Consider the following 12,855-nt stretch of genomic DNA (forward strand, 5'->3'; position numbering starts at 1 on the left):
GTTTAGTTATATCAAAAGCGCATATCAAACCAAGGCTACACGCAGCGGAAAAGGTCGCGAATACGCAATATTGAGGCCGGTTCCCATGGAGTCATCGCCACAAAACACTCGATTTGCCATTTTTGAGACTGCACGGCCTGGCGGGCTGCAGGCTGGCTCCAGGGCGGATAAACCCGCAAAGCGCGCTTGCCGCCGCGACCATTGATGGCAAAGACACCGCGTGACAACAAGGTTTCACGATCAAAAATGAACTGCCCGCATTGTCCTTCAGAAGAGACATGAACCACCACGAAATCGATATCATCCGCGCTATCCAGCGGCGTAATTTCGCCGCCTGGACAGGGCCGTTTCCACAAGGTGACGAACTGGCCGACCTTGGTTGGCGTGACTTTGGCGACCCTGAAGACGACTTTGCGACCTGCAAGGGTAAAGCGCACACCGCCATATTCCCGGGCGGCACTTTCTACCGAGTAATCAGCCGGATACGCCAATGCTGCGGGCAAAAACAGGGTCTCGATGGCTGCAAGCAAAGGTTGTGGGAGGATCAATTACTTAACGCCATCAGGTATTCAGCATGGCCTGTCTGCGCGTCAACTTGCTCGCGCAGCACCGCAAAACCCTGTGAGCGATAAAAGGCCAGGCTGGGCGCATTCTCTTTATAAACCGCAAGGGTCAGCTCGCCACGAAGGTTTTTCGCGTGCTCAAGCAACTGCTTGCCCAGACCTTTGCCTTGATGGGCCGGGTCAACAAACAGCGCGGCCAGTTGATTGCCCAGCAAGGAGCAAAACCCCTGGACACCGGATTGATCTTCGAGCACATAAGTCTCTGATGCAGGGATGTAAACATCACGCATCGTTGCTGTATGGGATTGCCAGTAAGCCGCGTCGATAAAGTCATGGGCCTTGATCGATGCGCTCAGCCAGATTTCCAAAACACGCTCCATGTCGTGTTGTTCAAATGCTCTGATCATTTGTCATTCCATTGTGGCGGGTGCAGTACGAAGGTGGTGATTATGCCGTAACGCAATCAATCAGGGATCGGTACAGAATGGGCGAATTATTCGGTAGGGTTTGCGACAGATTCAGGGTTGAACTGAATCGCGATTCGACGCCTTGAAATCTGACCTCCACTGGCCCTGATATGGGTATGCGTAATTACGCATAATGTATATTATGTTAAATCAGGTGCTATGTCAGATACGTTCATAACGTTCATAAGGTATTGATTCGACAAACTAGCTTCTGTCATCCAGTCTCTCAACGGGCCATGTCCTTCGCGTTCATGGCGAGTCATTCAATGAGGTGGCTGCCGATGAAGCTGATTCAGTGCCGTTTCTCTTCAGGTCAGCGTGTACCGCTGCTCGTGCAGACCGGTAATGCAACACCGTTGCCCATACTTTGAATAGCCGCGGATTCTCTAGAGACCTCCAAGCCTCACAATTGAGACTGTTGGGAGCTGAATACCTAAAGCAGCTGCATTAACCGGGCTTTCAAGGTGAGGCTATGGTCGGGCTGCTCTGCTGCGGGTCATATGGATGAGTGCTGATCTACGACTATCCAGAGAACTTCTCTCTTCGACAGCAAAGGGCAAGAAGCCTAGTTTTGGATATAGCAACAAGCCTGCTGTATTTTCATTGAAGCACGAGATCTGCACCTCTGTGGCGTCGTAGCGGTCGAACGCCAGAGCAGTCATCGTCTCCACGATGAAGGTCGCCACACCTTTACCTCGTGCCTCTTGGGCAACGATGACATTGCCGATACAGCAAACCCCACCCGTTTCAGCCCGATAAAAGTTAGCAAAACCGACGACGCTATTCCCCGCTTCGACAACCGTCGAGTCGAATCGTTGAGTAATAGCGTTAGACAGCTGAGCTTCAGTCAGGGGGTATTGAGCTTTCGGGAACATATAAAACAGTTCCTGAGCGTTAAGGGGAAAGCTACAGATAGTTTTGATGTCATCTGCCTTCACTGGCCTGTGTTGCAATGTCATCGCGCGTCCTTGAGGTCTATGCATTCGGCATTCTAGCTCACTACTATTTGCTCAAGCACCTTGCCTGGTTATCGGGGCACCCTTTGATGCGGCAGCAGCTCCGCAATCTCACTTGCCCGCTGAGTCGACAGGCGCACGATTCAGTTCCCGTACAGGCAAGTTTTTCAACTGCCAGCACGGGCATGACCCGATTTGCTTTTGTGGTGCCTCAACACAAACCAGACCAACAGGCTCAATGCGCCGACCAGTGCAGCCGCCGTCAGTAAAACCATGCTGTGAGAGGCACTAAACGCCTTTTGCCCCGCTGCAGCAAGCTGCTGGCCTTGTATGCCTCCCAGTGCTTTTGCCGCAATCATCGTTTCACCAATAGACCGCACGGCTGTCTCGGCAATGGCCGATGGAATGCCGTCAGGCAGCTGTATGGATTTTTCATAGGTGGATACGAGCAGAATTCCGAAAACGGTTATGCCCAATCCGGTGCCAAGGTCGTAACTGGTGGCCTCAAGGGCTCCGGCCGAGCCCGCTTTCTCCATTGGAATACTGTTCATGATCGCCACCGACGAGGCGGTCAAGCCGATGCTGAGTGAAAGCCCCAGAGCCACCAGCATCACAATAACGGCCACCCCGGCGCTGCCCAGGTGTATTTGGGCCAATCCGACCAGACTTGCAGCGGACACCAGCAACGAGCAACTGGCAACCCACCTCAGGCCAATCGCCCGCAGGATAACGCCTGCAAGAGGCCCACCGATTGCAGCTGCAATCATCAGCGGCATCATGAAAATGCCGGCCTCCAGGGGGGTACGGCCCATGACGAACTGCAGTTCTTGAGCCAGCAGCAATTCGAACCCGGCAAGCGCACCCATGGTGACCAGCGCCATGACGATACCCGTGCTGACCGCCGGAATGGCAAAAAGGCTCAGATCAAGCATCGGGGTCAAGGTATGACGTTGCTTGCGTACAAACCACGCAAGCATCAGTGCTCCGAATACAAAACAGGCACCGGTTACGAAATGAGAGCTGTTGGTTTTGAAACCCGATTTAAGGGCGTAGACACTTGCCATGACACCCAGGATCAGAATCACGGACTGGCCGATGGTCCAGTTTCCATCGCCGACCACACTGCGTCGCGGTATCCAGGCGATCACCAGGGGTATGACCAGCAGCATCACGGGCACATTAATCAGGAAGACCGCCCCCCACCAGAAGTGCTCAAGCAATGCGCCCCCTACCAAGGGCCCGATGGCGGCTCCCGTGGAGGCAACAGCGCCCCAGATACCCAGCGCTACGGCTTGATCGCTCTGATCTTCAAACGTCTGTCGAATAATCGCGAGGACACTGGGCATGATCATGGCGCCGCCGAATGCCATGAACGCCCGTGCCCCGATCAACGCTGCGACATTGGGAGAAAAGGCCGCCAGTACGGAGCCTGCGCAAAAGATCCCCAGCCCAGCCAGCAGCATTCGGCGATGGCCGACCCTGTCCGCAAGCGTGCCCATGGGAATCAGCAGGCTGGCCATCAACAACGGGTAGATGTCGATGATCCACAGAATCTCGGTACCCGTTGCTTGCAACGCAAGGGTCAGTGACGGAACCGCGACATGGAGAATGGTGTAATCCAGGACAATCGGCATAAAAGCCAGAATGACCGACATAAGGACTAACCAACGGTTTGACTTGCCTGTACGCACAATAAAGAGACCTTTTAACCGGGATCCCGGCTTTCAAACGCTTGTCAGGCATTTTAAGCCGTTGCTGCCAGCACGCTTGCGCCCCAAGGCAGCGCCGCGATGCTAACCCATATCCCCGCCCTTTCCCGCCGTGCAAATGTGAAGCTTTGTGAAGTCGCAGGTATGAATCAGGACGGTCCATACTGGGCCCAGGCCGCGCCCTGCCCTCTATGCCTCGGTCAAATGCTGACGGGTCAAATCAACCGCCCTCACCCTTGGCTCAGCACCACATCCAGCGCCATGCGCGCGTCTTCGAGCTGTACCAGTGTGGCCTGGCGCGCGCCCAAAGCGTCGCGGCTTTCGATCGCGGTCAAGATTGCCTTGTGCCGTGGCAGTGCAAGTTCGTGCAGGTTGGGTCGACGGTTGGAGTGCTTCATTGCTTCGCGCAAGGCCAAGGACAGCATGTTGCACAAGTTGGCCAGCAAGTCGTTATGGGTTGCGTCGGCAATCCGGCTGTGAAAGTCCAGGTCGGGTTGCAGCAGCTCTTCAGGGCTGGAGGCACTTTCCATGCGTTGGTAGGCTTCATGGATCGATGCCACATCCTCTGCAGTTGCATGCTGGGCTGCGAGCGCTGCCACGGCGGGCTCGATAATGCTGCGCACGGTGGTCAGCAAGCCAAAAAATTCATTTTGGGGCGAGGCCTGCAGCAACCAGTGCAACACATCAGGGTCGAGCATGTGCCACTCGCGCCGTGGTTTGACCACGGTACCCACCCGCGGCCTGGAGTACACCAGGCCTTTGGCAACCAGGACCCGGGTGGCTTCGCGCAATACCGGGCGGCTGACCGCATATTCTGCGCAGAGCAAGGCTTCGGCAGGCAGTTTGTCATCGGGTTTGAAGCGCCCGGAGACAATCTGCAGGCCGAGTTCCTGAACGATGCGCGTATGCATGCTTTTGCGGTCGGAGGGCTGACGATAATCCATGGGGCGCAGGTCGATCCTTTCGGTTGAAAGCGCGGATCATAGCAGGCGCGGGTTGAATCGCGCCCGCTATGATTGTCATGCCGGGCGCGCTTGGCCGGTGGCGCCACTCAGTGGGAATGACGGGGTACTTGCGATCCTCGGCAGCCCACCAGGAAATCGAAATCGCAGCCTTGGTCAGCCTGCATGACATGGTCGATGTAGAGCTGGCGATAGCCGCCAATCAACAGGTTTTTTGGCGGCTCGATATCGGCCAGGCGAGCGGTCAGTTCGGCCTCGGAGATATCCAGGTGGAGGCGTCCAGTGGCGCAGTCCAGTTCAATCCAGTCACCTTCCTGCACGGCCGCCAGTGGCCCGCCGGCTGCGGCTTCCGGTGCTACGTGCAGCACCACTGTGCCATACGCCGTGCCGCTCATGCGAGCATCGGAAATGCGCACCATATCGGTCACGCCCTGAGCCAGCAGCTTGGCGGGCAGGCCCATGTTGCCCACTTCGGCCATGCCCGGGTAACCCTTTGGCCCACAGTTCTTCATCACCAGAATCGAGTCGGCAGTGACTGCCAGCTCAGGGTCATTGATGCGGGCCTTGTACATGTCGAAGTTCTCGAAGACCACGGCCTGTCCGCGATGCTTCATCAGGGCCGGGGTCGCAGCGGATGGCTTGAGTACCGCGCCCAGAGGCGCCAGGTTGCCGCGCAATACGCAGATACCGCCATCGGCCACCAGCGGGTTATCGATTGCCCGGATAACTTCGTCGTCACCATAGATCGGTGAGTTTTTAACGTTCTCCCACAAACTCTTGCCGTTGACGGTCAACGCCTGTGGATTGGGTATCAGGCCGTTCTCACCCAGGCGCCGCAGCACGGCCGGCAGGCCTCCGGCATAGTAGAACTCTTCCATCAGGAAACGACCCGACGGCTGCAAGTCCACCAGGGTCGGTGTGCCCTGCCCTATGCGGGTCCAGTCATCCAGCTCCAGGTCCACGCCGATCCGCCCGGCGATGGCCTTGAGGTGAATCACGGCGTTGGTCGAACCGCCAATGGCGGCATTGACCCTGATCGCATTTTCAAAGGCTTCCCGGGTCAACACTTTGGACAGGCGCAAATCTTCGCGGACCATCTCGACGGCGCGCATGCCCGACATATGGGCCAGCACATAGCGGCGCGAATCCACCGCCGGGATGGCCGCGTTATGGGGCAGCGAGGTGCCCAGGGCTTCAGCCATGCAGGCCATGGTCGAGGCCGTACCCATGGTGTTGCAGGTGCCCGCCGAGCGCGACATGCCAGCCTCGGCCGAGAGGAATTCGTCGAGGCTGATGGTGCCGGCTTTGTAAGACTCGTGCATCTGCCAGACGATGGTGCCGGCGCCGATGTCCTTGCCTTTGTGCTTGCCGTTCAGCATCGGCCCGCCGGTAACCACAATGGCCGGGACATCGCAGCTGGCCGCGCCCATCAACAGCGCCGGGGTGGTTTTGTCGCAACCGGTCAACAGCACCACGCCATCGATCGGGTTACCGCGAATGGCTTCTTCCACATCCATGCTCGCCAGATTGCGCGTCAGCATGGCGGTAGGTCGCAGATTGGATTCGCCGTTGGAAAACACCGGGAACTCGACCGGGAAACCACCGGCCTCGATCACACCGCGTTTGACGTGCTCGGCGATGGTCCGAAAGTGCGCATTGCAAGGCGTCAGTTCCGACCAGGTGTTGCAGATACCGATGATGGGTTTGCCCTGGAACTGATGATCGGCAATGCCCTGGTTCTTCATCCAGCTGCGGTACATGAAACCGTTTTTATCAGCGCTGCCGAACCATTGGGCAGAACGCAGGGGAGGAAATTTGTCTGACATTATGGCGGGCTCTTATTGTATGACTAATTATTTTCCGTACCGCTAAATTAGCCTTAAAAAAGCCATTGTGGAAGTGTTGTTGGTTAAATAGTAATACTATATAGTCGCTTTCACTGAGAGCTGATCCTGGCGATACCCGCTTGAGGCCACTCCAGAGGTGCCATAACAAAAACAATGGGAGACCGTCTCATGAGCCAGGAACTCCGGCTTATTCGTCGCATTACGCTTAAACTCATCCCCTTCCTGATCCTGCTGTACCTGATTGCTTATGTAGATCGTTCGGCGGTGGGCTTTGCCAAGCTGCACATGGGCGCGGATATCGGCATTGGCGATGCCGCCTATGGCCTGGGCGCCGGGCTGTTTTTCATTGGCTATTTCCTGATGGAAATCCCCAGCAACCTGATGCTCGAGCGTTTCGGCGCCCGGCGCTGGTTTGCCCGGATCATGGTCACCTGGGGCGCCATCACCATTGGCATGGCCTTTGTGCAGGGGCCGCACAGCTTCTATGTCATGCGTTTCCTGCTGGGGGTCGCAGAAGCGGGGTTCTTTCCTGGCGTGCTGTACTACATCACCCAATGGTTTCCGGTCCGTCATCGCGGCAAGATCCTGGGTCTGTTTATCCTCTCGCAACCAATCGCCATGATGATCACCGGGCCCGTGTCCGGCGGTTTGCTTGGCATGGATGGCATCCTTGGCCTGCATGGCTGGCAATGGCTGTTTATTGTGATCGGCACGCCCGCCATTCTGTTGACCTGGCCCGTACTGCGTTACTTGCCGGACGGCCCGCAACAGGTCAAGTGGATGGATCAGGGTGAAAAGGACTGGTTGCAAGGCGAGCTGGAAAAAGACTTGCAGGCCTACGGCCAGACCCGTCATGGCAACCCGTTGCATGCTCTGAAAGACAAGCGCGTATTGCTGCTTGCGCTGTTCTACCTGCCCGTCACCCTGAGTATTTACGGGCTGGGGCTGTGGCTGCCAACGTTGATCAAACAGTTTGGCGGCAGTGACTTGAGCACCGGGTTCGTGTCTTCGGTGCCCTATGTCTTCGGCATTATCGGCTTGCTCATCATCCCTCGCAGTTCCGACCGCCTCAATGATCGCTATGGCCACTTGGCTGTGCTCTATGTGCTGGGTGCTATCGGGTTGTTCTTCAGCGCCTGGCTGACGGTGCCAATGCTGCAACTGGCGGCCTTGAGCCTGGTGGCGTTCTCGTTGTTTTCCTGTACCGCCATCTTCTGGACCTTACCGGGACGCTTCTTCGCCGGTGCCAGCGCCGCCGCCGGCATTGCCCTGATCAACTCGGTGGGCAACCTGGGTGGCTACATCGGACCGTTTGTGATCGGTGCGCTCAAGGAATACACCGGCAACCTGGCTTCGGGCTTGTACTTCCTGAGCGGAGTGATGCTGTTCGGGCTCTTCCTGACGTTCGTGGTGTATCGCACCCTCGAGCGTAAACACGTGCTCCAGTCGAGCGAATTTGCCGCCAGCGCCCGCGCGGCGACCCATCTTTAATCAAGGGACACCCGTTATGCGTTTAGTACAATTTGAACTCACCACCGGCGAGCGCCGCGTCGGCCTGGTAGACGGTAACCTGGTACATGAAGTGTCGGGGGCCAACAGCGTGCGTGATTTGGCCCTCGCTGCCATCGAAGCGGGCGTGAGCCTGGCACAGCAGGTCGACCAGCACGGCCTGGGCATTACCCATGACTATCCGGCATTGTTGGCCGAGTTGCGCATCCTGCCCCCTCTGGATCACCCGGACCCGGCCCATATGCTGATTAGCGGTACGGGCCTGACCCACCTGGGCAGCGCGTCTGCGCGAGATAAAATGCACCAGCAAGCCGGTGACGAAGCGGCGCTGACCGACACCATGCGAATTTTCAAATGGGGAGTGGAAGGCGGAAAGCCCGCCGCCGGTCAAGCGGGGGTGCAACCGGAATGGTTCTACAAGGGCGATGGCAGCATCGTCGTACGGCCTGGCGCTGCATTTGCGCTGCCACCCTTTGCCGAGGACGCGGGCGAGGAGCCGGAAATCGGCGGCCTGTATGTCATCGGCCATGACGCAAAACCCTATCGACTGGGGTTCGCGGTAGGTAATGAATTCTCCGATCACGTGATGGAACGCAAGAACTACCTGTATCTGGCACATTCCAAATTGCGCAGTTGCTCGTTTGGTCCGGAACTGCGGGTCGGTGCACTGCCCCAGCATTTGTCGGGCCGCAGCCGGATCCTGCGCGATGGCGAGGTGCTGTGGGATAACGAGTTCTTGAGTGGCGAAGCCAACATGTGCCACAGCCTGGAAAACCTTGAATACCATCACTTCAAGTACAGCCAGTTCCTGCGCCCGGGTGATGTGCATATCCACTTTTTCGGCACGGCGACCTTGTCGTTCGCCGACGGCATTCGCACACAACCGGGGGATCGCTTCGAAATCAGCCAGGCCGAGTTCGGCGCGCCTTTGATCAACGGTATCACCCCGGTCGATGGGGTGTTCGCGCCCGGCGGCATGGGCACACTTTAAAGGAGACCCCCAATGACTCAGATTCTCGGTCACAACTACATCGGTGGCCAACGCAGCGCCCTGGGCAGCGTCATCGTCAAGAGTGTCGACGCCAGCACCGGCGAGGCCCTCGCCTACGACTTTCACCAGGCCACCGCCGAGGAGGTTGACCATGCCGCCACGGCTGCCGCAGCGGCATACCCGGCCTACCGCGGCTTGAGTGCGGAGCGCCGCGCCAGCTTCCTGGACGCGATCGCCGATGAGCTGGATGCCCTGGGGGATGACTTCGTGGCGGTTGTCTGCCGGGAAACGGCATTGCCTGCGGGTCGCATTCTGGGTGAGCGCGGGCGCACCAGCGGACAAATGCGCCTGTTCGCCAAGGTGCTGCGCCGTGGTGATTTTTATGGCGCACGCATCGATCAGGCACTGCCGGATCGCACTCCCCTGCCTCGTCCCGACTTGCGTCAGTACCGCATTGGCCTGGGGCCGGTGGCGGTGTTTGGCGCCAGCAACTTTCCCTTGGCGTTCTCCACAGCGGGCGGTGACACCGCCTCGGCACTGGCAGCCGGCTGCCCGGTCGTGTTCAAGGCCCATAGCGGGCACATGGCTACTGCAGAATGGGTTGCCGATGCCTTGCTGCGTGCCGCCGAACGCACCGGCATGCCCGCCGGAGTCTTTAACATGATCTACGGCGCTGGCGTGGGTGAGGCGCTGGTCAAGCACCCGGCAATTCATGCCGTCGGTTTTACCGGCTCGCTCAAGGGCGGCCGCGCGTTGTGTGACATGGCAGCGGCACGCCCCCGGCCTATCCCGGTGTTTGCCGAGATGTCCAGCATCAACCCGGTGATCGTCCTGCCCCAGGCCCTTGTGGTACGCGGCGCCAGCATCGCCCGCGAACTGTGCGCCTCGGTTGTGCAGGGTTGCGGGCAGTTTTGTACCAATCCGGGGCTGGTCATTGGTCTGCGCTCGGCAGCATTCACGACCTTTATTGACCAGTTGGCCGGGCAAATCAGCGAGCAACCCGCGCAGACCATGCTTAACCCCGGCACCTTGCGCAGCTACGGCCAGGGCCTGGACAAGCTGCTTGCCCATAACGCCATCCAACACCTGGCCGGGCAGGCCCAGCAGGGCAACCAGGCATGGCCGCAGCTGTTCAAGGCTGATGTCAGCCTGTTGCTCGAAGGGGATGAAGTGTTGCAGGAAGAAGTCTTCGGGCCAAGCACCGTGGTGGTTGAGGTTGAGGATCAGACTCAGCTCAGTGCCGCGATAAACAGCTTGCATGGCCAACTGACGGCCACCTTGATCGGCGAAGTGACTGACATAGAGCAGTTCGGCGAATTGACTGCGCTACTGGAGCAGAAAGTCGGACGCATCCTGCTCAATGGTTACCCGACCGGCGTGGAAGTCTGCGACTCGATGGTCCACGGCGGACCGTACCCGGCCACCTCCGATGCCAGGGGCACTTCCGTGGGCACCCTGGCGATCGATCGTTTCCTGCGCCCGGTGTGTTTCCAGAACTACCCCGACAACCTGTTGCCTGACGCATTGAAAAACGCCAACCCTCTGGGCCTTCACCGCCTGGTGGATGGCCAGTTGTCTGACCGCTCGCTGGTTTGATCCTGGCATAACAGAGGGGATCGCCGAGACCACACAATGATGTGCGCAGATGCCAGGGTGTCTGCGTTACATCTGCGTGCCTGCTCGGGCCAGAGTTTCTACTCCGAGCCCCCTGACTGTTCGTCGAGTTCACGCTCAAGCTTCAATGCACGTTTCCAGCTGTCCAGTTCAGCCAGACGTTGCAGGTAAGCCTGCAGATGCGGGTACTGCGCCCCGCACTTCATCTGCTCGACCACCGTGATGGCAACAAAGGCCAGCATAAAGTCAGCCCCTGACAATGTGTCCCCCACAATAAAGGTTTTGTTCACAAGCGCACTGTCCAGATACCCCAGGACTTTATCAAACTCAGTCCGGGTGTAGCCGTCCAGGAACTTGAGCTGAGTCCCTGCATTGGTCTCAAACTGGGTGAACAGCTTGAGTAGCACCGGCACCATCGCCGAGCTTTCTGCAAAGTGAATCCATTGCAGGTATTGAAGGTAATCCGGTGAGCTGAACGCGGGTTCCAGCCGGGGCGCAAACCGGCGGATCAGGTATTCGACGATGGCGCCGGATTCAACCAGCACCTGCCCGTCCAGCTCAATCACCGGTGACTTGCCCAGCGGGTGAATGTTTTTCAGTGAAGCCGGAGCAAGACGAGTGGCAGGATCGCGCTGATAGCGAACCAGGGTATAAGGCTCTCCCATTTCTTCGAGAAGCCAAAGAATACGCAGCGATCGGGACGCGTTGAGGTGGTGAAGTGTGATCATGAAAGTCTCTCTGATTAGGGTGGATGATTAGAAGTTCTTTTTATATATTTTCCCGCCTTTCATGATCAGGCTGATGGTTGCATCCGGGTCCTCCAGAAACGCCAGGCTTACCGTGGGGTCACCCTCGACAACCAACAGATCGGCCAACGCACCTGGTTCTATCCGGCCAATTTTACCGGGATATGGATTGCGGGCTCCCGACAGCCCCAACAGTTCCCCATTCATCTTTGTCGCCATGTTCACGACGTCGTGCGCAGCGTAAAACCGGGTCAACTTTGCAAGCTGTCTTCCCTGAGTGGATGTTTTTTGCGGATTAAATAAAACATCAGTCCCCCAGGCCGTTTTTATATTGAAGCGCTGAGCAAGTTCATAAGCTCTCGCGGTGCCCTCAGCCACCACGCGCTGGCGCTCTCGCCGTACAGGATCAGGGTAAACATTGGCATCTTCATCCTGCAGGAAAGGCTGAAGACTCCACCAGATATCGTTGTCGGCCATCATGCGCACGGTTTCTTCATCAGCCAGCTGGCCATGCTCGATCGATTTCACCCCGGCGCGAATGGCACGCTGGATACTTCTGGGCGTATACGCATGCACCATCACATAGGTGCCCCAATCGGCAGCGGCTTCAACCGCCATTCTTAATTCAGACTCCAGAAACTGGGTGCTATCGAGATGATCATAAGTAGACGCGACGCCACCCCCAGCCATCAGTTTCAGCTGTGATGCACCGAGCATTAGCTGCTCTCTGGCCCGCCTGAGCACTTCGGCATCGCCATCGGCTATGGCTGCAGCCCCCAGTTGCTCAGTCACGCTCAGTGGCCTGAGTGAGCCGCGGGGAATCTCGGATCGCATCCTGAAATCACCGTGGCCAGAGGTCTGTGAAATCATGGCGCCGGAAGGATAAATGCGAGGCCCTGCAATAACGCCCTCATCAATGGCACGCTTCAATGCAAACGAAGGCCCCCCAGGGTCGCGTACCGTGGTAAAGCCGCGCATCAAGGTGCTTTCTGCTTCGCGGGCGGCGATTAGATGGATATAGCCCGGGTCTGCACTCATCGCGTCAAGTTGCGTGATGCCCGCTAACGTAGTGTGCCAATGGGCATCGATCAACCCCGGCATCACCACCCTTCGCTCGCAGTCGATAACCACGGCGCCTGCAACCTCTGTATTGGCGGGGAGCAGTGAGTCGATCACGCCATCCTTGATCAGGATGCAGACGCTATCGTCGAGCACAGCGCTGCCGTTGAACAAGCGAAGATTCTTGAGCAACAGCGTGCTCGCGCTGGATTCAGCGTTGTTACCTTGCCCTGAAGTACTCGATGGGCGCACTTCAGAAAGCTGCGCAGCTTTGGGTTTGATACCGCTATAAACGTCACGTCGAGACAGATCATGCATCATTCTGGCGTGGAAATCCTGTATAGCCGGCGAGCTACAGGTGCACAGGTCATGTACTTCAGGTTCAACAGGATGACAGGGTGTAAAACGCGCATTGGCCCTGGCCGATTTAAG

General features: G+C 57.8%; 11 protein-coding genes. 3 read left to right on the forward strand and 8 right to left on the reverse strand.

Features of this window, described 5'->3' with window-relative positions; genetic code table 11:
- Positions 1-35: 35 nt before the first annotated feature.
- From AB3G35_RS14950 to AB3G35_RS14975, 6 genes are all read right to left on the reverse strand, one after another.
- Complete coding sequence (locus tag AB3G35_RS14950) at positions 36-548, reverse strand: MepB family protein (protein WP_340079108.1); 513 nt, start codon at positions 546-548, stop codon at positions 36-38.
- The gene (locus tag AB3G35_RS14955) at positions 545-970 is read right to left on the reverse strand and encodes an N-acetyltransferase (protein ID WP_134048509.1); all 426 of its coding nucleotides are present in this window, start codon (positions 968-970) and stop codon (positions 545-547) included. Before AB3G35_RS14955 ends, AB3G35_RS14950 begins: the two co-directional genes overlap by 4 nt.
- 530 nt (positions 971-1,500) lie before the next feature.
- Entirely contained in the window at positions 1,501-1,989 is a 489-nt protein-coding gene (locus AB3G35_RS14960; RefSeq protein ID WP_315246259.1) for a GNAT family protein, read from the reverse strand.
- Between the two features lie 164 nt (positions 1,990-2,153).
- Positions 2,154-3,641 (reverse strand): MFS transporter, encoded by a 1,488-nt coding sequence (locus AB3G35_RS14965; protein WP_369781702.1) that lies wholly within the window; start codon positions 3,639-3,641, stop codon positions 2,154-2,156.
- Between the two features lie 284 nt (positions 3,642-3,925).
- The gene (locus tag AB3G35_RS14970; protein ID WP_016780973.1) at positions 3,926-4,639 is read right to left on the reverse strand and encodes a FadR/GntR family transcriptional regulator; all 714 of its coding nucleotides are present in this window, start codon (positions 4,637-4,639) and stop codon (positions 3,926-3,928) included.
- Positions 4,640-4,746: 107 nt separating this feature from the next.
- Entirely contained in the window at positions 4,747-6,483 is a 1,737-nt protein-coding gene (locus AB3G35_RS14975; protein ID WP_095003772.1) for an IlvD/Edd family dehydratase, read from the reverse strand.
- A 189-nt stretch (positions 6,484-6,672) separates the two neighbouring features.
- On the opposite strand from AB3G35_RS14975, the gene AB3G35_RS14980 reads away from it, so the two are divergent.
- Genes AB3G35_RS14980 through AB3G35_RS14990 form a run of 3 tightly spaced genes read left to right on the forward strand, consistent with a single transcriptional unit; the run spans position 6,673 to position 10,600 of the window.
- Positions 6,673-7,995 (forward strand): MFS transporter, encoded by a 1,323-nt coding sequence (locus AB3G35_RS14980; RefSeq protein WP_016780975.1) that lies wholly within the window; start codon positions 6,673-6,675, stop codon positions 7,993-7,995.
- Between the two features lie 16 nt (positions 7,996-8,011).
- Positions 8,012-9,004: an AraD1 family protein gene (araD1, locus tag AB3G35_RS14985; RefSeq protein ID WP_369781703.1), complete on the forward strand. Its 993-nt coding sequence runs from the start codon at positions 8,012-8,014 to the stop codon at positions 9,002-9,004.
- A 12-nt stretch (positions 9,005-9,016) separates the two neighbouring features.
- Complete coding sequence (locus tag AB3G35_RS14990; RefSeq protein WP_369781704.1) at positions 9,017-10,600, forward strand: aldehyde dehydrogenase (NADP(+)); 1,584 nt, start codon at positions 9,017-9,019, stop codon at positions 10,598-10,600.
- Between the two features lie 98 nt (positions 10,601-10,698).
- Here the strand turns inward: AB3G35_RS14990 and AB3G35_RS14995 are convergent, their stop codons facing one another.
- A complete protein-coding gene (locus AB3G35_RS14995) occupies positions 10,699-11,346 on the reverse strand; it encodes a glutathione S-transferase family protein (protein ID WP_169870128.1) in 648 nt (215 codons plus the stop codon).
- 27 nt (positions 11,347-11,373) lie between these two features.
- Positions 11,374-12,744 (reverse strand): amidohydrolase family protein, encoded by a 1,371-nt coding sequence (locus AB3G35_RS15000; protein WP_369781705.1) that lies wholly within the window; start codon positions 12,742-12,744, stop codon positions 11,374-11,376.
- Between the last annotated feature and the right edge of the window lie 111 nt (positions 12,745-12,855).

This window comes from Pseudomonas sp. WC2401 (genome assembly GCF_041200115.1).
Taxonomy (GTDB): Bacteria; Pseudomonadota; Gammaproteobacteria; order Pseudomonadales; family Pseudomonadaceae; genus Aquipseudomonas; species Aquipseudomonas fragi.